This is a genomic window from Cupriavidus pauculus (assembly GCF_003854935.1).
Taxonomy (GTDB): Bacteria; Pseudomonadota; Gammaproteobacteria; order Burkholderiales; family Burkholderiaceae; genus Cupriavidus; species Cupriavidus pauculus_C.
The window spans coordinates 1,172,238-1,189,997 of sequence record NZ_CP033969.1 but is presented as its reverse complement, the minus strand read 5'-3'; the positions used below and the strand labels follow the sequence as shown (position 1 = coordinate 1,189,997).

The window sequence follows — 17,760 nt, the reverse complement described above, 5'->3', positions numbered from 1 at the left end:
GTTCTCGCTGTACTTGGGTCCTGCTTAGGGGTTCAAAAATCAAATTGAAAGTGCACTTTTAACAACATCGACTACGACATGGCGCCAACTCTGAGCTGGGTTGAAGCCGTTTATCGCAGCGGGAAGATTCACCCTGTACTGAATATCCTCCGAACTGACATGAGTTGACGTCAAGTCACGACGGCGAAGGATTCGGACGTCTTCGTCTAGAAGATCGTAGAGTCTAGGAGTGAACGTAGATCTGAAGCGCGCCGCATATACCTTCCATCCAGCCATGCTCTGGTGATCATATCCGGACGAATCGGTTGCTCCGTAGCTAGCCACGTCACGCACGAAACGTTGTTGAAGAGGTGTGAGAACGCATCCCGAACCTGGGGTTTCTCCAAGTCGCTCTAGCACGCGCCCCACTATCTCCGGCAATGTTTGACCTTCATGCTCATTCTCCGCCAGGCCCACGCTTAGGAGAAACAACTGCCTCACAGCCTCATCGGAAGCCGACCATAACTCGACTTGATGAAGTCCGGAAATCATGTGAGAGGAGTGTTCCTGATAGGTCGTTTTTATCTCGATTGCAGTATCGCCAATCACAAAATCCCTACCCCCGACACGATGCCCCTGCCACATATCGAGCACCGACATCCTTAACTCGGGACGGTCTACGATTGCGTCAAGCATTGTTTCGAGGCACAGCAACTCCCCAACCAAGCCGACTACGTGCTCCTCACTTAGCGCTCTCCTGCGCAAAGCGAGTTCAATGATTGGCTCAACATCATCCATCACTTGCTGTAACGGCCGATTCTCGTCAATACCTGCTCGGACGAGTTCAATGGCGATGAGCGCAGAGATCGATGCGAAATGAGTGCCCGGCGGTAACACGACACGATTTGCATCAAGTTGCTCTCCGCTCTCCGCGATTTCCCATCTGGCATGCTCAAGATGCCTTCGAACCGTGGAAGTCAGTGGGTGCAATCTTGGTCCCACAATGAATATCTCGAATGCCGAATCGGCCGTTTTGGCGATACCAAGCTTTCTCGGCAATACCCAATACGTGAAACGCTCCCCTCCTCGCAAAGGGGATTCGATGCGCTCCAATGTGTCTCGGAGTTGTTCGAAGGTGATATTAGCGCTCATGGACTATTACTGCGGATACGCAGCGCGGCTACGTGATCAGGCCCACCGTGTGGAAGCGCCAAGCCAAACGCAATCAACTCGCGACCAGATCCCGGCTCGGCTATTGGGTGGAGGAGCAATAGTCCAGGATGGCCCCGAGGTCGCCAAGCTCCCTCTTCTAGCAGGCGAGGAGAGCTTTGCGGATCATGAAAGTGATAGTCGAAAGCCTGATCCCCTTTCCAACGTTCCGTTGGATTTCTTGAGCCCCAGAGCGTTTCTAGGAGGTGCGATTTACTGGCAGACAGTCCTCGCCTCATCATCGGCAACGGTCGATTGTCATACTTTAGGCGCGAAGTCCCTTGTTCAGATCCAAAGCGCACACCAACATAGAAGCGTGGCTCCGCTCTCCTGTATGCAGAAAGATTCAACATGCTCCACGGCATCGTCGGGTTGTCGGTAGGCTGCATTCCCGGAAGATCATGCCGTTTAAGCGCCTCACTCCAAAGACGAAGATACGCAGCTATGGAGTAGGGGCATCCGGAGGGATCGACTGCCATAGGTCCCGGATTAACGCCGGGGGGACGGAACAGTGGCTCCGATAAGTTTAGTGTGCGTTGAAGGCTCACCCATCGCTGAGATAAATCTAGGCTGAGGTCCGGATCATGAATGGAATAGCGAAGACGCTCTAGTATAGAAGCGATTTCGAGCATGCTCATCGGGATAGTGCGAATCAAACCACGCTGCATGTCGGACGGGAAGTTGAGAGGTTGCCAACTCCCTTCTGCCAAAAGCTCTTCCACTAGGCAGAGATTGTCAGCATAGTGATTGCCGCAAGACGGCTCGACAAGGCGAATCGCTGGTGTGGCCCCTGGGTGCAAGGGCACCCGACGACTCTCGATCTTACCCGTCGCGCGGAATGACTGCCCCTGAAGCACCAAGACCCCATCGTTGAACGGGGCGGAGTGCCCATCCATGTGGTTCAGTATTTCAGTCTTTAGCGCAAGATCGTTACGATGATACTGACGGAACAGTTGTAGTTGATCGGCAAAAAGAAATACACGACAGAGTGCGGCATAGGAACCCCGATAGCCGAACCAGCGCTGCATCTGCATTTGGGTATCCGCAGCAGGCTCTCGTGCTCCACGCAAGAAAAGGCTCGTACATAGTCCCTCGACCGTGAGTCCCCTGGACAGAACGTTTCCGGCAACGAAGATCGTGTAAACATCGCGCGGAGCGTGCCACAATCCTCGCTCTTCGGCCTCCTTGGGTTCGAAACAAGGCCGCTCATCGGCACGCGGATCGCTGTTTAGAATTCGGATCTTAATGCGAGGAAACACCTCTTCAACCAGTAACTGTTTTACCTCAGGCCAAGTTACTGGGCCCAGAAGAGCATCCGCTCCACCCGGCAGCGGGGCAAGACCTGACGCGGTCGCCATAAAGCTACCGAGCCATGCTTTCCATAGGTCCTCTTCAAGCTCAAGCCGCCGAACAAGCCCTTCGGCATCGACGGACAACACCGCATCTCCACTTTGATCACGAAGCAACTGAGTCTCGGCCTCGTAGCCGGGAATTGCCTTTGTCCATCGCGCGATATCCTCGGCCCCGCCAAAGTGCTCCTCCTTAAGTGCGGACGGGTGGTACAGCATGCTGTGAGTAGCAGGCAATAACCGCCGCAGAACATCTAACGGGAGTGGCTCGGCTGGAACCGCAGAAAGCTGCTTCCGATCGATGTGTAGTCGTATTGCACCCGCCACCAGATACGATCGCATTGCATCGCCGATCATCTGCCAGCGAACTGAACCATACTGATCCGTCTCGGAAGAAAACGGGAAGCCAATGCACGGATCTCCCGGTAGACCTTGCAGGCGCTCATAATAGAGTTCCCCGCCTGTGTAATAGGACCTCAGGCCGTTTCGTTCCGTGTAGGTGACAGTTCGCGGTGTGTCTTGCCCTCGGTCGGACGGAACACGCAGGGCCGCATGAAAGTCTCGCGGCGTGAGTGGGTTGTGGGAGCGCTGTAGATAATTCGCTTGCGGCGTTGCTGTATAAGCAATATATGTTGCATAGAGCCTATCGTGCCTAGTAGCTGGCGCGCATGCGTCGGAAGACCAAAGGTGTTGAATGAACTGAGGGGTGATGCGAGTCCCGTCCTGAGCATCAAGGATACTGGCATCGTCAGCCTCATCATCGAGCACCACTAAGCTCAGCGGTCTATCCCGGCCGACACAGGAAGCAGGCCCAGTCTCATTTGTGAGAAACCGCGCCAGAGCCAGCAAATGGTCATCTTCTTTGGGGACGACGAAGATTACTGGCTTGCCGGTGCAAATTGCGTCTTGGAACTTTAGGCGTGCACCTCGGATATACCTCGACGGATCGACTCGCTCCTCGCTGGACAAAATGTCCTCTGGCTGCGGTATCAATACTCGCTGACGATTCCTCGTCCACGCGCTGCGGACGTCGGTTCCGTCAAGTTGGCTCAGAAGCCGCTCATACGTCTGTAACCAAAGTGCAACCCGTGTCCCCGCAAGGACAATCAAGATATCAACACGACTATCGAGCAACAAAGCCGCCACTGCGAGCATGCTCGCAGTCTTGCCAGATTGAACCGAGCCAACAACGATCCCTGTCCGTACTCTAGTCGCGCCGTATGCATCGAAGTCAATAGCCCCATTCGAACGCGGAACGGCGTGGTCGGCAATATAGCGGGCATCTACTTCAACTACGCGCTGCGTGTCCGCCGGTAGCCGGGCGATAGCCGATGCGTAGCGATCCCACCAAGAGCCAGACTCGCCATAGGGGGGGCGTTGCGGCTGGGCTGCGGAAACATTCGACACCACGGGCCGTAACGTCTCCACGAAAATTTGCGTCTCCTTGCTCATCTCGTTCAGGCATCCTTCAAGCCTGAAAGCGTTTCAAGAACGCCTATGCAACTATAGCCATAGCGCCGCTCCAATACCTGCGTAGCGCTTTCAGTGTCGATGCCTAGTGTTCGCAGTACGCCCAGAGAGACCTTTGCGACGTACTCCCATTGCGTCTTATTCTGCGTCTTGGTTGGGCCAGGGCTCGCTTCCGTAAGCGCTCGAACATCCGCAATGCCGTCCTCAAGACGTTGCGACTGACCGGTTGCAACCAAAATTAGAGAAGCAAGCATACTGGCGACCAGCGGCAACTCTTCCCATCGGGAAGCGTGTCCTTTCTTGCTTCGAAATCTTGGGGACCATGCGTCCTCGGCGACTGCATGAAGTGCTACCGCCGCTTTGACGTCGCGGGCAAGCGTAACCAGCGTTGTATGCTGAAACAGTGGATGATTCCCTTGTTCGCGACTAATGCTACTCAGCAGGGCGTCAATGTGGCTCGCTGTGGATGGCGTGACGAACGTACCATCTCTTGCGCTATTCGGCTGGTGTAGCATGATTGCGCATACCCAAGACAAAACCTTCGTCCGCTTGAACCGCATAGTGCCAAAACCGCGATCTCGAAGTGTCTCGCCAACATCCCCGATCCGATCCTTCACGTCCGACGGCAGATATGGCGCGAGATCCGGATCAGGCCGATCGCCGCTTAGTACAAGAAGAAGCTTAGTGAGAGCAAGGTGATGGAATGTTGCGTTCCTTAACTCCTCGGCATTCAGCTTCTTACCTTGTTTGTTGTAGATCGAAAAGACGTGATGAATATCTTGGAGACGCGTGTTCTCATAGACAATGACTGGAATCTTGTACCGAGTCAGCGCGTTCTCAAATATCGATTTTATCGTTACGTTACCCTGTCCGCTTTCTATGCGCTGATCCTTGACTTCACAGTAAAAGCGCCGCGAGACAGCATGCAGCGGGTCTCCCGGTGGATACGATCGAAGGCGAAAAGGTAGGTAGTGACTGGATATCTGCTGACTCTTGAGGTGATGCTTACGGATAAACTTCCTGTGATCGCGATCAAAATCGGCCTCTGCATCAAGGGACTTCGCAAAATCCAACGCAGCGGGATGTTGACCGATGAATCGAAGTATGGCAGTTAGCCGCTGCTTCCCGTCAACTATCTGAAGTTCTTCGCCACCATCAACCTGTGTGAGGATGATCGATGGGATTGGAATGCCTCGCAAAATCGAGTCGATGAGAGTCTGAGAATCACCAACCGACCAAACGCTGTCTCGCTGATACGAAGGATTGAGGGCAAGGGACCCTTGCCGAGCATAATCAGAGAACTGACGAATGGTCAGAGTTTGCACCTCCGCCTTTATCAGCGCCGGCTGCTGAGCTCGAGTAGTCGCCTCCTCCCAAAGTAGTGACCACTCCTCGCTCGCGTCCGAAATACTGCGATCTTCGTCAAGTGCCTCGAGAAATGCTTCTCGATGGGCGACGGCTCGTGACAACCAAGTGTCTAGATGCTGGGCGCCCAGATCCGTCAGTTTCACCGAATCATCACCGACGGAAATGCATGCCTCTACCGGATCGGACGAAATCTGCTCCAGCAACTGAATCGCCGCATCGGTCGCCGAAGCTTCCAGCGACACCGGCGCATCAAGACCAAGCCAGGCCTGGACAGCAAGAGTGCGCCTCAGCCATTCATTGTTTTCAAACGAAACGTCATCTGCTTGGAATGGGGCCACCTCGATTTTGGGGCCCACACCTTGTGGCAGCGGACCTTCCTGCGACAACTCCGCAAGGTATTGGGCGATGCCACCCAACTCAACATCATCAAAGTCTTCGATATTTTCCAATTGTGACCCCTATTTTATTAACTTCCTGCCGCGTTCGAACGCCGCAAATCCCCAAACCCTCACACTGGCCCTTGGACTGCTGACCTGCCCTACAAAGCCTTTGCCAACTCCGGAACAATACTTCTCCGACTCGCTTTCTCCGACAACAAGGAAGTCTTGCTCGGCCTAGTTCCTTGGCCTAGCAGAGCTCGCGCAACCGCTCTCACAACGTCTGCATTCACGGCATTTCCGAGCGCTTGGAACGCGCGCGAGTTGCTAGATGGCAGCGCTTTCAGTTCGCTCAAACTCTGCAGCCTCGCACACTCTCTCGGTGTCATATATCGCCGTTCCCAACCGATAATTGGCACTTGTGTGTCGGTCATAGCAATCAGACTGGGCGCAGTATTACGACGCTTTACTCTCACGCCAGATGCCCGGAACTGGAGAACGTAATCCCAAACCTCGCCCTTCTCGCCCTGAACATTCCATTCAAGTTTCTGCAGGCTGGACGGAAATCTTAGGATATCTTTCATCCATGGATCAATCCAACTACAGTTTTCCGCATAAAACCGCCGATTCTGACGGATAAAATCTTTCTTCCACTTAGGGAACTCAAGCTGTTCGCTACGAGCATGACTCGGTAGAGCTAGCCAACGCTCGTCACCGCTGAGTTCGCGCAATGGCCTACCGTGTGAGCCCCGAAACTTTGCGAGACCGCGCATCCCCTTGGCCGCATAAACAGCATAGGGAGTCTCATCTTCAAACGGGTAGTCAGCCCCCCACTCCATAGACCAAAGTGGGAATGAAGGGAGGTAGAGTTTTTTGGGGGCTGCCTTCACGAACTTGTTCCATTGGGTCAGGCAGTCTTCGACCTGCGGCGATAAGCTCTTTGCATCCGGCGGAAATGCATCAAGCACCGTTTCAATGCTCGTCTCACTATGCGTCGGCTCCGGCCACTCGAAATGGCTTAGCGAAGAGCGCGAGCCTACGATGTACACCCGCTCGCGAATTTGGGGAATGCCGAAGTGATGAGGGGAAAAGCGAGTTGCCCGAATGTCGTATCCCAGCCCCCCGACTCCCAGAAGGGCTTGAATTGTCTGCCAAGTCCTACCTCCGTCGTGGTTGAGGAGATTTGGAACGTTTTCCAGTATAAAAAACTGGGGTTTCTTCGCCTTGATGATGGCTTCAACGTTGAAGAACAGATCACCCTGCTCCGTACACTCGAAACCCTTTTGCTCCCCAGCCTTGGAGAAAGGCTGGCATGGAAAACCGGCCGTCAAGACATCGTGGTCTGGGACCATTTCTGGCAAGACGTCGGTAATATCTCCTGCGGGTCGCAGACCGAAATTGGTCTCGTATAGATCTTGTAGATGTGGTTTCCATTCAGCCGCGAAAACACATTGGCCGCCCAACGCATCGAGAGCCACATGAAAGCCGCCAAGCCCCGCGAAGAGGTCAACGAAACGAAATTTTTTCATTCTTAGTTGGCATCGCCCTATCTGCAAAAGCAGCAATGGTTCTGCTTTCCGGTTCGCTTACGGCCAAGCCAGGAAGACTCGGCGTGTGATGAAGCATCAAAAATTGAAGAGAGGTATGGCAAGTCGTGCCGCCTATTTTATCAGCTGAGCACCGTATCTCCGGGCGGAAATTTTAGCGTCAGAGTGGCGGGAGACTGGTCCTGGAGGCAAGCCTGACGAGGCCGACAAATACGGTTTCGGCGGGGCCTGTTGACCGCACCGGTTCTGCTGTGGTGTACATCAGGCGAACCATGCTGCAAGAGTGAAAAGGTAGTTCGATATATGCCCTTGCACGACCCAAATGGAACCGTTATATTGAGAACTATGCAAAGAGAACCATGAGGGCTTTGTATGTTCGTCCGTGCCTATCTACGTGCCTCGACTAAGGAACAAGACGCCAACCGCGCAAAGGGAGATTTAGAAGCGTTTGCGAAGGAGCGGGCTTTGCCGATTGCTGCCTTCTATGTCGAGAACGAGTCCGGGGCATCACTGAAGCGACCGGAGTTGTTCCGGCTGTTGGCTGACTGCCACCAGGGCGACATCCTGCTCATTGAACAAGTTGACCGCCTGTCGCGCCTCAATGCTGAGGATTGGGAAAAGCTGAAGGCTCAACTCCAGGCACGCCGGGTCCGTGTGGTCGCCCTTGACTTGCCAACGTCTTGGATGATGACCAATGCCACTGATGAGATGACGAGCCGAATGATGGAAGCCCTCAATGCCATGATGCTAGATATGCTGGCTGCCATCGCGAGAAAGGACTACACCGACCGCAGGCGGCGGCAGGCCCAAGGAATTGCAAAGCTCAAGGCCGAAGGGGGATACAAGGGGCGCAAGCCGGACATCCAGCGCAACGCCGCCATCATGCAGATGCTGTCGCGCGGGGATAGCTGGAACCACATCATTGCAGCCACTGGGTGCTCCCGTTCCACGCTTTCGCGTTTGGGGCAACAATTGAAGCGGGAGACCTTGGCTGCCTGAGACAAGGCTAACACCTGCTCATCGCTTCAGCATGATTGAAAGCTCTCGAACCAGAACCTCACAATAAACATGGCTCTCGTTGCCGGTCGGAAATCCCGACAGTGCAAGGGCCGGAATGCCCAAGGCTAGGCGCTTCGCGTTCACTTGCTGGAGGTACTCTTCACTCATTGGATTGATGCCGTTGTGCCGATCTGCGGCATCAGCATTGCTGTCGGCGATGTAGTCCTGCTCTTCGCTGAACAGCATTCCCTGCAGCCAGGCAATTGCCTTTGCGATCCGTGCTTCCGTCGCCTGGTGTTCGGCAGCCTGATCTACCGTCATACCCTGGTCGATTAACTCCTGCCGTACCTTGGCAGCCTTTTCGGCCTCGAAGCGCGCAACTCGGTTCATTCAGTCCCTTTTTTGGAAGGTGTCCTCAGGCTATTGATATCACACCCTTTCTTCGAACGATACTGGGAAAGTGCTGTATTGTAGGCGCGACATGGCAGATTAATCCTACCCGCTTGCCGCAATCGCTACCAACTGCCGGAGGGCCAGATGGACTACCCAGAATACTTGTCGCTGTTCGCGAATGAGGGCGACTATGACGTAACAGTATCGTTTCGCGACAAGTGCCAGGTTGTCGCCAAGCGACAGACAACTGCGTCGGAATTTTTGCAGATCGTCAGTGAGGCAAATGGGGGCTTTCGCGACCGCATGACCTTCGATGAATGGCCGTTTGAGATATACAAATACCAGATTGATCTGGCTAATCGACACATTACGCTATACGCACGACGTCTCGAAGGCGAAACTCCAACAGAACAATACCCTTTAACTGATTGACGGATTTCTCATCAAGAAGCCTTACCTGCCATACACCACTCGCGATAAAAGTGCTCCTGCTGCGAGACTGAGGCTGGAATAATGTCAGGACCTTGATCGAATATCTGCACGAGTTGGTCTTGCGACGATGGCACTCCCATTGTCAGGCGATATGCACGAAGACCCTCACCCATCTGTCTAGCCATTGCAGAGGGATAGACATTCAGACTTGCACCGTAGCAAAACGGAACGATATTTTCCTTTTCAAGCGCCTTACGGATTTCGCAGAACGCTTCGAAGTAGTCTCCCTCTAGAGCCTCAATCGTCCTTTCCCTGAATACACATTTCAGTCCGCACTCATCACCTGATTCGAACTGAGTGATAACAACTACCTCCTCCTCTTCACCACCAATCACAGGAATTTGATGTTGAATCATTTTTTCTTGAATTAGTAAAGGAGAGAGAGAGAGAGAGAGAGAGAGAGCAAGGAAACATACCATTATATGACACAAAATTCCGCAAACCCAATAGCCAAAAGGATTTGCGGAATTTCATCAACTGCGCCTCACCGGGATATCCACTGCACAGATAGCGAAAGATGCCTCCCGCATTATGCTCTCTACAGTATCCGCGTGCCTATTTTGGACTCGAATCGAGTCATGCAGGGAAACGGGAACAATATTGAGTTCACAAAGACGGCGCATGCATTCTGCCATGACACAGCTGTCTTGGTACTGCAACTTCAGACCAATATTCGGAATCTCCCAAATCTTGGCGATGGGCGCATGGGCCGTTCTAAAAGCCTCTACTGCCGCTTTGGAACGATATATGTAGGTGGCCAACTCCCGTGACCTAGACGCTGCCAAAGAAGCCGTATGCCAGTGCGAACGCACCGCACGAGCATCACCGCCGTTCAGACAGATCAAACTAGCGACCTTCATCTCTTCGCGCGTAAAGCCCTCCACTGCATACGCGTCTACGCCAGAGAACTTTTCCCCGACCATCGCATAGGCGAGATAGATATGCATTGAACTGAAATCCAACTCAGTAGTGCCCTCGCCATCGATCAACATCTTGGACCGTGAGGCTTTGGGTAGTTGGCTAAACTCACAATAGAAGCGCCCACCGTGCGACCAATCCCGATTGAACACTCGGCGATATTGAAGTCCCGTGTACTCGACTCCATCACAAGCAATTTTCGCCGCTCGGGTAAGCTTATTCAGCGTACCAAGCTCCGAATTCATCTCACCAGGCGGATTAGCCTTAATCACTTCGCCCGTTGCATCGCGCAACTGAATGCAACTCTTGCGCGGCGCTATCTTTCGAACGTTGGTTTGGCCGCCGAAAATCCCTTTCAGAAAACCTGTTGCCATGAACCGACTGGCAGTTGATCGGCTCTTGTCTGAGTTCCATTTTCCAATCTCCCGGTCAACATAGCCGTCATGCCAAAGCAGCTCAATGAAATTGTTCTCCGGCCTCGTCAGATCATTCTGCCGGTAGAGACACCATGAATCTGTTTCGTAGGCATGGATGGCGGCCCGAATGATCCTAGTCATCATACGCCTGACCTCCGCGAAGCCAAGCCGAGGGTTGAATTTCACCCTGAATCGTCTTACAAAATAATCTTCTAGGATCGGCCCTGCAAATTCGATATCGTCATACCAAAATGCTCTTCCGACGCGCGGCGCGCTGCCTGATAGATCACTTTGGTATGGATACCCCTGCTGGCCGCGTATGTTATCAATGTCACATCCGCAAGGAGTACGCGATGCCTCTATAGAAATGGTGCCGCAATTCATTGGACACCTCCATTTCCGTAGGTCGCCGGTTCACGTAGCCACTGATGTAGCTCACTATTGCGCCAGACAGTGCAACGATTGCCCAATCTAATCGCCTGCGGAGCTTTACCGGCATTCACCAGCTTGCGCCAAGTTTCGCGGGAAAATGGAAGGAAGGCTTGAAACTGCTTGAAACGTGAGACGCCATCGAACGGCAGCGTCGAGTTAGATGCATTTATGTGCATTGTTACCTCCAAAAATTCTAAGTGATTTTCTCCTTAAAGAGCTTGCGCAGGATGCGCAGAAGCAAACAATACATTAGATACAATACAAAGTCAACAGAATTATCCGGGCATCGCGAGATGCCGAGCTACTTTGAGTCGCCGACTACGCCGGCAACCAAATTACTAACTATCTCTCAACACCCTCCTCCACTGGAACCTCACCGGACTTCACGTTGAGCTTATCCAGATAGTCCGAATACCATTGCATCATCCGCCGCCGCTCGGCTAGGTACTCCGCATGGTTGTAAGCTGACCGCACACTATCGCGTTCAACGTGGGCCAATTGCCGTTCGATCCAGTCGCGGTTGAATCCGTTCTCGTTCAATATCGTAGAAGCAAGCCCTCTAAAGCCGTGCCCCGTCATTCTGGAGTGGTACCCCATGCGATAGAGTGCATAGAGAACGGTGTTCTCACTCATCGGTTTCTCTGGCTTGCTGGTGTTCGGGAAAAGCCATCGGCTGTTCCCCGTTAGGCCCTGCAAAGCCTTCAGTTGCACAAGAACTTGCGTAGACAGCGGGACAATGTGCAAGACATCCGACTTCATCTTTGCGGCAGGAATACGCCATTCGGCTTTCTGCAGATCGAATTCTGCCCACTCTGCGAAGCGTAGCTCCTTGGTCCGCACGAACGTCCTGGTCAGCAGTTGCAGCGCGAAGCGCGTTAGCGGATCACCCTGGTATGCGTCGATCTTCTCCAGCAACTCGGGGAGTCCTGCCTCAGGAATTCGCTTCAAGTTCGTCACAGGCCGTGCCTGCAACGCGCCACGAAGATCGGCGGCGACATCACGTTCTGCGCGGCCCGTGGCAATCGCATAACGAAACACCTGACCACAGGTCTGCAAGGTCTTGCTGGCCGTCTCCAAGGCTCCCCTGGCCTCGATCTTCCTAATTGCGGCCAGCAATTCTGGCGCAGTGATCTCAGCGATTGGACGGCTTCCAAAGGCCGGCCCGACCTCTCGATCTAGCTGCTTCCGAACACGCGCAGCGTGAGACTCACTCCAGCCTGCCTTTTTGGTCTCGTACCATTCGTTTGCCACCAACTCAAACACATTGCTGGATCGAACCTGAGCCTCGCGTCGCGCTGTATCACGACAAGTAGCTGGGTCTGCCCCCTCAGCCAGTTGCGCCTTCGCCTCTGACCTCCTCTCGCGAGCCACAGCAAGTGTGATTGCAGGGTAGTCGCCGAAAGTAAGCCGATTCTCCTTGCCCTGGTGCCGGAATTTGAGACGCCATTTCTTCGCCCCGCTGGCCATCAGTTCCAGATACAGGCCCCCTCCATCGGCAAGCTTGTTACCCGATCCCGTAGGGTTGTACTTGGCGTTTCTGCACGCGGTGTCGGTCAGCGGCTTCGATTTCATCCCTCATGCCCCCATTTCCAAAATCCTTGCCCCCTATCCTGCCCCCAAAAAATGTTGCTGGCAAGCGACATGGCTTGGCAACGTTGGCAAACAAAAACCCCGCGAAGCTAGGCTTGGCGGGGTTTTCTGGGCAACGTTCGGAAACGTTGGGAAGGAATATGGTGCCGGCTGCAGGACTCGAACCCGCCACCTGATGATTACAAATCAACTGCTCTACCTGATGAGCTAAGCCGGCATGTCTGGTGCAGACCGCGATTCTACTTTATGCGGTGTGTCTTGGCGATGGCTTATTTGACGACCTTCAGGGATGGCTTCTTGCCGCCGATGCGTGGGACGGGCGGCGGCGTGGGATCGTCGTCCGGGCCTTCGATGCCCGCTTCCGCGGGGACCGTTGCGGGCGTGTCCGCGTCGACCGAGGCCAGCTTGGGAGGCGGGTTGTTTTCGCGTTCCGTCGCGGCCTGGGTTTCGGGGATGCTGCGCTCCACCGGGAAGGCCATGCCCTGGCCGTTCTCGCGCGCGTAGATCGCCAGCACGTTTTCCACGGGCACGTCGATCTTGCGCGATACGCCACCGAAGCGTGCGCTGAAGCTGATCCACTCGTTGCCCATGTCCAGTCCGCTGGTTGCGTCAAAGCTCACGTTCAGCACGATTTCGTTGTTCTTGACGAATTCGCGCGGCACGTTCGTGTTGGCGTCGACGAACACTGCGATGTACGGCGTGAAGCCGTTATCGGTACACCATTCGTAGATGGCGCGGATCAGGTAGGGCTTGGTGGAGGTTTCTGGCATTACGCGTGGCGGTGGCGTCGGTACGTCTTAGCGACGCATGACCTTTTCGGACGGGGTCAGTGCTTCGATATAGGCCGGACGGCTGAAAATGCGCTCGGCGTACTTCAGCAGCGGTGCGGCGTTCTTCGACAGCTCGATACCGTAGTGGTCCAGGCGCCACAGCAGCGGAGCGATCGCGACGTCGAGCATCGAGAATTCCTCGCCCAGCATGTACTTGTTCTTGACGAAGATCGGCGCAAGCTGGGTCAGGCGGTCGCGGATGGCGGCGCGGGCGCGTTCGTGGTTCTTCTCGGCGGCCTTGCCCTTTTCGTTCTCCAGCACGTAGACGTGGGTGAACAGTTCTTTTTCGAAGTTAAACAGGAACAGGCGGGCCCGTGCGCGCTGCACCGGGTCGGCCGGCATCAGCTGCGGGTGCGGGAAGCGCTCGTCGATGTACTCGTTGATGATGTTCGATTCGTACAGGATCAGGTCACGTTCGACGAGGATCGGCACCTGGCCGTACGGGTTCATCACCGAAATATCTTCCGGCTTGTTGAACAGGTCCACGTCGCGGATTTCGAAGTCCATGCCCTTTTCGAACAGGACGAGGCGGCAACGTTGGGAAAACGGGCAGGTGGTACCCGAATACAACACCATCATGGTTTGGATTCCTTGGGTGTGAAGTGCGCCAAATCCATTGCGATTTGACACACTCGGCGGTGCTAGTTCAGACAGGGCAAACATTCTGTCAGAACGGCCCATCGAAAAGCAAATTAGTTACAAATAGCCGGACGCCGTTCTGACGAGGATTAGACGTCACCTGGTCATCCAAACCTACAAATACAAAGGGCCGGCGCGGTGCTGCACTGGTGCAACTTCCGCGCCGGCCCCTGGAGGCGACAGGGCCGACTGTTACATCCTGGCTTGCGGCCGACGGCGCCCTGTTGCGCCGCTGGGCATTACTTCACATCCTTCCAGTAGGCGGCGTTCAGGCGCCACACGAACACCATCAGCACGCCCAGGAACAGCAGCACCCAGACGCCCAGGCGCTTGCGGTGGCTCTGCGCCGGCTCGGCCATCCAGCTCAGGTAGTTGACCAGGTCGGCAACCGCCTGGTCGTACTCCTGCGTGCTCATCTTGCCCGGGGTCAGCTGCTCCCAGCCGGCTAGCTTGTGGACCTTGTGGCCATGTTCTTCCACTTCGGTGAACTTCGGCGCGCGCTGGCCTTGCAGTTCCCAGAGCACGTGCGGCATGCCCACGGCCGGGAAAACCAGGTTGTTCCAGCCCGTCGCGCGGGTGTCGTCACGGTAGAACGTGCGCAGGTAGGTATAGAGCCAGTCGTTGCCGCGGGCGCGGGCGATGACCGACAGGTCGGGCGGCGCGGCACCGAAGAACGTCTTGGCGTCCTTCGGCGGCAGCGCGATCGTCATGGTCTCGCCCACCTTGTCCGCCGTGAACAGCAGGTTCTGGCGGATCTGGTCGTCGGTCAGGTCCAGGTCCTTGAGCCGGTTGTAGCGCATCATCGACGCGCCATGGCAGTTCAGGCAGTAGTTGACGAACAGCTTGGCACCGCGCTGCAGCGACGACACATCGCTCGTATCCAGCGGCGCGGGCTCCAGCGGGTAGCCCCCTTCCGCGGCCATCGCCGGCATGGCGGCAAAGCATGCGCCGACCAGTGCGAAGATCGAAAGCAACTTTTTCATCTTGGGTCCTTGTCCTCTTGTAGGGTCGCGCGGCGTCTTAGTGCGGGTGGAACGTGACGCGATCCGGCACCGGCTTGAACGTGCCGGCGCGGCTCCACAGCGGCATGGTCAGGAAGAAGGCGAAGTACAGCAGCGTACCGAGCTGCGACACCTTCTCGCCTACCGGCGACGGCGGTTGCACCCCCAGGTAACCCAGGATCAGGAACACCACCACGAAGACGATCAGGATCGACTTGTGGAAGGCGGGACGGTAGCGGATGGACTTGACCGGCGAGCAGTCCAGCCACGGCAGGAAGAACAGCACGATCACCGAGCCGCCCATCACCAGCACGCCCCAGAACTTGGCGTCGATGAAGTAGAAGCCGACGGCCAGCACCACCAGCACGGCCACCGAGCCGATGCGGATGCGCGCGTCCTTCGTGCGCAGGAACACCATGCCCAGCACGAACGCGAAGAACAGCCACAGGATCGGCAGGAAGTTCGACGTCGTGGCGCGCAGCATCGAGTAGAACGGCGTGAAGTACCAGACCGGGGCGATGTGCGGCGGCGTCTTGAGCGGATCAGCCGGGAAGAAGTTGTTGGCTTCCAGGAAATAGCCGCCCACTTCCGGGAAGAAGAAGATCACGGCCGAGAAGATGATCAGGAAGCCGGCCACGCCCAGCATGTCGTGCACGGAGTAGTACGGGTGGAACGGGATGCCATCCAGCGGCACGCCATTCTCGTCCTTCTTCGCCTTGATCTCCACGCCGTCCGGGTTGTTCGAACCCACCTCGTGCAGCGCGATGATGTGCGCCACCACCAGGCCCAGCAGCACCAGCGGCACGGCGATCACGTGGAACGAGAAGAAGCGGTTCAGCGTGGCATCGCTGACGACGTAGTCGCCGCGGATGAACAGCGACAGGTCCTGGCCGATCACCGGAATCGCCGAGAACAGGTTCACGATCACCTGCGCGCCCCAGTACGACATCTGGCCCCAGGGCAGCAGGTAGCCCATGAACGCCTCGGCCATCAGGCACAGGAAGATCAGGCAGCCGAAGATCCAGACCAGCTCGCGCGGCTTGCGGTACGAGCCGTAGAGCAGGCCGCGGAACATGTGCAGGTACACGACGACGAAGAACGCCGAAGCGCCGGTGGAATGCATGTAGCGCACCAGCCAGCCCCACGGAACCTCGCGCATGATGAATTCCACGCTGGCGAACGCCACGGGAATGCCGGCGGCGTTCAGCGTGCCGTCGGGCTTGTAGTTCATCACCAGGAAGATGCCGGTGACGATCTGGATCACCAGCACCAGCAGCGCCAGCGAGCCGAAGAAATACCAGAAGTTGAAGTTCTTCGGTGCGTAGTACTTGGAGAGGTGGTCTTCCCAGAGCTGGGTGGCGGGGAATCGGGCGTCGATCCAGCCCAGCAGCCCGGTGGTCTTGACTTCTTTTTCGGCCGCCATGATCACGCTTCTCCTTTCTCGTCCTTGCCGATCACGATCTTGGTGTCGGTCAGGAACTGGTACGGGGGGACGTCAAGATTCTGCGGGGCAGGCTTGTTCTTGAACACGCGGCCCGCGAGGTCGAAGGTGGAACCGTGGCACGGACAGAGAAAGCCGGGGTCGGCGCCGAGCTGCGGATTGGCGCCCGAGGCGAACGGGCCCGACGGCGAGCAGCCAAGGTGGGAGCAGATGCCGACCACGACCAGCAGGTCCTTGTGTTCGGCACGCGAGCGGGTCTCATTCTTGCAATAGTCCGGCGTCTTCATCGTGAAAGGAACGTCGGAATTGGGATCCGCGACTTCAGCGTCGGTCTTCTTGAGCGAGGCCAGCATCTCGGGGGTGCGCCGCAGGATCCAGACGGGCTTGCCGCGCCATTCCACGGTCATCATCTCGCCGGGCTTGAGCGCGCCGATATCCGCCTCCACTGGTGCCCCGGCGGCCTTGGCCTTTTCGGATGGGGCAAAAGTACTGACAAATGGAACTGCTACCGCTACGCCTCCTACGCCGCCCGCGACAGAAGTCGCGATCAACCAATTGCGGCGACCTTTGTCCACGTTCTTCACGTCTTGCTGGTCACTCATTCCAAACCCCAGGGGATGTCATCAATTGAATCCTGCGTCAACAAAAAATTATACCTGAGGCACATCTGGCGACGATAGGCGAACTACTGATAGCCGTGGCGCCGATAATCGGTCATGGGATCGGCCGCGGGATCGCGGGGAAAGCGTTCGAACGCGGCATCCAGACTTGCACTCGAGGGTGCGATGATGCAGGCTTCGTCAAACACAAACGTTAATCTGGAACAACAAATTGGAGAAAAACCGATGGGAATGATGAGCGAGTTCCGAACTTTTGCGATGCGCGGCAATGTGATCGACCTCGCAGTCGGTGTGATCATCGGCGCCGCGTTTGGAAAGATCGTTGATTCGGTTGTCAATGACCTGATCATGCCGCTGGTGGGCCGCGTCGTCGGCAAACTCGACTTTTCCAACATGTTCGTCGCGCTGGCCGAGCCGCCGCCGGGCGTGCCCCACACGCTCGACGCGCTGAAGAAGGCTGGCGTGCCGGTGTTTGCCTACGGCAATTTCCTGACCATCGTGGTCAACTTTGTGATCCTCGCCTTCATCATCTTCATGATGGTCCGCGCCTTCAACAAAATGCGCGAGAAGCACGAGGAAGCGCCCAAGCCGGCCGAGACGCCCGAGGACATCAAGCTGCTGCGCGAGATCCGCGACAGCCTGCGGACGGTGCCCCCGCGCGCCTGACAGCGCCCTGCCCGGACCCGGCCG

At 56.0% G+C, this 17,760-nt stretch carries 17 protein-coding genes and 1 tRNA gene; 3 read left to right on the top strand and 15 right to left on the bottom strand.

Going from position 1 to position 17,760, the window contains the following annotated elements:
• Nucleotides 1-39 precede the first annotated feature (39 nt).
• The 4 genes from EHF44_RS07215 to EHF44_RS07200 all read right to left on the bottom strand — a co-directional run bounded on the left by EHF44_RS07215 (nucleotide 40) and on the right by EHF44_RS07200 (nucleotide 7,281).
• The gene (locus tag EHF44_RS07215) at nucleotides 40-1,131 is read right to left on the bottom strand and encodes a PD-(D/E)XK motif protein (RefSeq protein ID WP_124683109.1); all 1,092 of its coding nucleotides are present in this window, start codon (nucleotides 1,129-1,131) and stop codon (nucleotides 40-42) included.
• Nucleotides 1,128-3,989, bottom strand: a complete 2,862-nt coding sequence (locus EHF44_RS07210) for a Z1 domain-containing protein (protein ID WP_124683108.1) — start codon at nucleotides 3,987-3,989, stop codon at nucleotides 1,128-1,130. The genes EHF44_RS07215 and EHF44_RS07210 overlap by 4 nt, the downstream gene beginning before the upstream one ends.
• A gap of 5 nt (nucleotides 3,990-3,994) precedes the next feature.
• The gene (locus EHF44_RS07205; RefSeq protein WP_124683107.1) at nucleotides 3,995-5,824 is read right to left on the bottom strand and encodes a DUF262 domain-containing protein; all 1,830 of its coding nucleotides are present in this window, start codon (nucleotides 5,822-5,824) and stop codon (nucleotides 3,995-3,997) included.
• 89 nt (nucleotides 5,825-5,913) lie between these two features.
• On the bottom strand, nucleotides 5,914-7,281 hold the full coding sequence (locus EHF44_RS07200; RefSeq protein WP_124683106.1) for a DNA cytosine methyltransferase: 1,368 nt from the start codon (nucleotides 7,279-7,281) through the stop codon (nucleotides 5,914-5,916).
• Nucleotides 7,282-7,671: 390 nt separating this feature from the next.
• On the opposite strand from EHF44_RS07200, the gene EHF44_RS07195 reads away from it, so the two are divergent.
• Complete coding sequence (locus EHF44_RS07195; RefSeq protein WP_124683105.1) at nucleotides 7,672-8,298, top strand: recombinase family protein; 627 nt, start codon at nucleotides 7,672-7,674, stop codon at nucleotides 8,296-8,298.
• Between the two features lie 18 nt (nucleotides 8,299-8,316).
• Here EHF44_RS07195 and EHF44_RS07190 read toward each other — a convergent pair whose 3' ends face one another.
• Nucleotides 8,317-8,688 carry a hypothetical protein gene (locus EHF44_RS07190; RefSeq protein WP_124683104.1) on the bottom strand — a complete coding sequence of 124 codons (372 nt, stop codon included), beginning with the start codon at nucleotides 8,686-8,688 and terminating at the stop codon, nucleotides 8,317-8,319.
• A gap of 147 nt (nucleotides 8,689-8,835) precedes the next feature.
• Here EHF44_RS07190 and EHF44_RS07185 point away from each other — a divergent pair, with 147 nt between their 5' ends.
• Nucleotides 8,836-9,123, top strand: coding sequence for a hypothetical protein (locus EHF44_RS07185; protein ID WP_124683103.1), 288 nt, complete (start codon nucleotides 8,836-8,838; stop codon nucleotides 9,121-9,123).
• 11 nt (nucleotides 9,124-9,134) lie between these two features.
• Here EHF44_RS07185 and EHF44_RS07180 read toward each other — a convergent pair whose 3' ends face one another.
• The 10 genes from EHF44_RS07180 to petA all read right to left on the bottom strand — a co-directional run bounded on the left by EHF44_RS07180 (nucleotide 9,135) and on the right by petA (nucleotide 17,052).
• Complete coding sequence (locus tag EHF44_RS07180) at nucleotides 9,135-9,539, bottom strand: hypothetical protein (RefSeq protein ID WP_124683102.1); 405 nt, start codon at nucleotides 9,537-9,539, stop codon at nucleotides 9,135-9,137.
• A 117-nt stretch (nucleotides 9,540-9,656) separates the two neighbouring features.
• Complete coding sequence (locus EHF44_RS07175; protein WP_124683101.1) at nucleotides 9,657-10,901, bottom strand: hypothetical protein; 1,245 nt, start codon at nucleotides 10,899-10,901, stop codon at nucleotides 9,657-9,659.
• Nucleotides 10,898-11,125 carry a helix-turn-helix transcriptional regulator gene (locus tag EHF44_RS07170; protein ID WP_124683100.1) on the bottom strand — a complete coding sequence of 76 codons (228 nt, stop codon included), beginning with the start codon at nucleotides 11,123-11,125 and terminating at the stop codon, nucleotides 10,898-10,900. The genes EHF44_RS07175 and EHF44_RS07170 overlap by 4 nt, the downstream gene beginning before the upstream one ends.
• A gap of 166 nt (nucleotides 11,126-11,291) precedes the next feature.
• A complete protein-coding gene (locus tag EHF44_RS07165) occupies nucleotides 11,292-12,521 on the bottom strand; it encodes a tyrosine-type recombinase/integrase (RefSeq protein WP_124683099.1) in 1,230 nt (409 codons plus the stop codon).
• A 159-nt stretch (nucleotides 12,522-12,680) separates the two neighbouring features.
• Nucleotides 12,681-12,756 (bottom strand) — tRNA-Thr (locus EHF44_RS07160).
• A gap of 52 nt (nucleotides 12,757-12,808) precedes the next feature.
• Nucleotides 12,809-13,309 (bottom strand): ClpXP protease specificity-enhancing factor, encoded by a 501-nt coding sequence (locus EHF44_RS07155; RefSeq protein ID WP_124683098.1) that lies wholly within the window; start codon nucleotides 13,307-13,309, stop codon nucleotides 12,809-12,811.
• Between the two features lie 27 nt (nucleotides 13,310-13,336).
• Nucleotides 13,337-13,948, bottom strand: a complete 612-nt coding sequence (locus tag EHF44_RS07150; RefSeq protein WP_008643086.1) for a glutathione S-transferase N-terminal domain-containing protein — start codon at nucleotides 13,946-13,948, stop codon at nucleotides 13,337-13,339.
• Nucleotides 13,949-14,247: 299 nt separating this feature from the next.
• Nucleotides 14,248-14,991, bottom strand: coding sequence for a cytochrome c1 (locus tag EHF44_RS07145; protein WP_124683097.1), 744 nt, complete (start codon nucleotides 14,989-14,991; stop codon nucleotides 14,248-14,250).
• Between the two features lie 37 nt (nucleotides 14,992-15,028).
• A complete protein-coding gene (locus EHF44_RS07140) occupies nucleotides 15,029-16,432 on the bottom strand; it encodes a cytochrome b (RefSeq protein ID WP_124683096.1) in 1,404 nt (467 codons plus the stop codon).
• 2 nt (nucleotides 16,433-16,434) lie between these two features.
• Nucleotides 16,435-17,052 (bottom strand): ubiquinol-cytochrome c reductase iron-sulfur subunit, encoded by a 618-nt coding sequence (petA, locus tag EHF44_RS07135; protein WP_124683095.1) that lies wholly within the window; start codon nucleotides 17,050-17,052, stop codon nucleotides 16,435-16,437.
• 243 nt (nucleotides 17,053-17,295) lie between these two features.
• Here petA and mscL point away from each other — a divergent pair, with 243 nt between their 5' ends.
• A complete protein-coding gene (gene mscL / locus EHF44_RS07130) occupies nucleotides 17,296-17,736 on the top strand; it encodes a large conductance mechanosensitive channel protein MscL (protein WP_124685023.1) in 441 nt (146 codons plus the stop codon).
• Nucleotides 17,737-17,760: the final 24 nt, after the last annotated feature.

Coding starts and splice junctions, on each gene's coding strand:
- EHF44_RS07170 (WP_124683100.1), bottom strand. CDS start 11,125: ATGCACATAAATGCATCTAACTCGACGCTGCCGTTCGATGGCGTCTCA.
- EHF44_RS07185 (WP_124683103.1), top strand. CDS start 8,836: ATGGACTACCCAGAATACTTGTCGCTGTTCGCGAATGAGGGCGACTAT.
- EHF44_RS07215 (WP_124683109.1), bottom strand. CDS start 1,131: ATGAGCGCTAATATCACCTTCGAACAACTCCGAGACACATTGGAGCGC.
- EHF44_RS07190 (WP_124683104.1), bottom strand. CDS start 8,688: ATGAACCGAGTTGCGCGCTTCGAGGCCGAAAAGGCTGCCAAGGTACGG.
- EHF44_RS07200 (WP_124683106.1), bottom strand. CDS start 7,281: ATGAAAAAATTTCGTTTCGTTGACCTCTTCGCGGGGCTTGGCGGCTTT.
- EHF44_RS07140 (WP_124683096.1), bottom strand. CDS start 16,432: ATGGCGGCCGAAAAAGAAGTCAAGACCACCGGGCTGCTGGGCTGGATC.
- petA (WP_124683095.1), bottom strand. CDS start 17,052: ATGAGTGACCAGCAAGACGTGAAGAACGTGGACAAAGGTCGCCGCAAT.
- EHF44_RS07180 (WP_124683102.1), bottom strand. CDS start 9,539: ATGATTCAACATCAAATTCCTGTGATTGGTGGTGAAGAGGAGGAGGTA.
- EHF44_RS07210 (WP_124683108.1), bottom strand. CDS start 3,989: ATGAGCAAGGAGACGCAAATTTTCGTGGAGACGTTACGGCCCGTGGTG.
- EHF44_RS07165 (WP_124683099.1), bottom strand. CDS start 12,521: ATGAAATCGAAGCCGCTGACCGACACCGCGTGCAGAAACGCCAAGTAC.
- EHF44_RS07145 (WP_124683097.1), bottom strand. CDS start 14,991: ATGAAAAAGTTGCTTTCGATCTTCGCACTGGTCGGCGCATGCTTTGCC.
- EHF44_RS07150 (WP_008643086.1), bottom strand. CDS start 13,948: ATGATGGTGTTGTATTCGGGTACCACCTGCCCGTTTTCCCAACGTTGC.
- EHF44_RS07195 (WP_124683105.1), top strand. CDS start 7,672: ATGTTCGTCCGTGCCTATCTACGTGCCTCGACTAAGGAACAAGACGCC.
- mscL (WP_124685023.1), top strand. CDS start 17,296: ATGGGAATGATGAGCGAGTTCCGAACTTTTGCGATGCGCGGCAATGTG.
- EHF44_RS07155 (WP_124683098.1), bottom strand. CDS start 13,309: ATGCCAGAAACCTCCACCAAGCCCTACCTGATCCGCGCCATCTACGAA.
- EHF44_RS07175 (WP_124683101.1), bottom strand. CDS start 10,901: ATGAATTGCGGCACCATTTCTATAGAGGCATCGCGTACTCCTTGCGGA.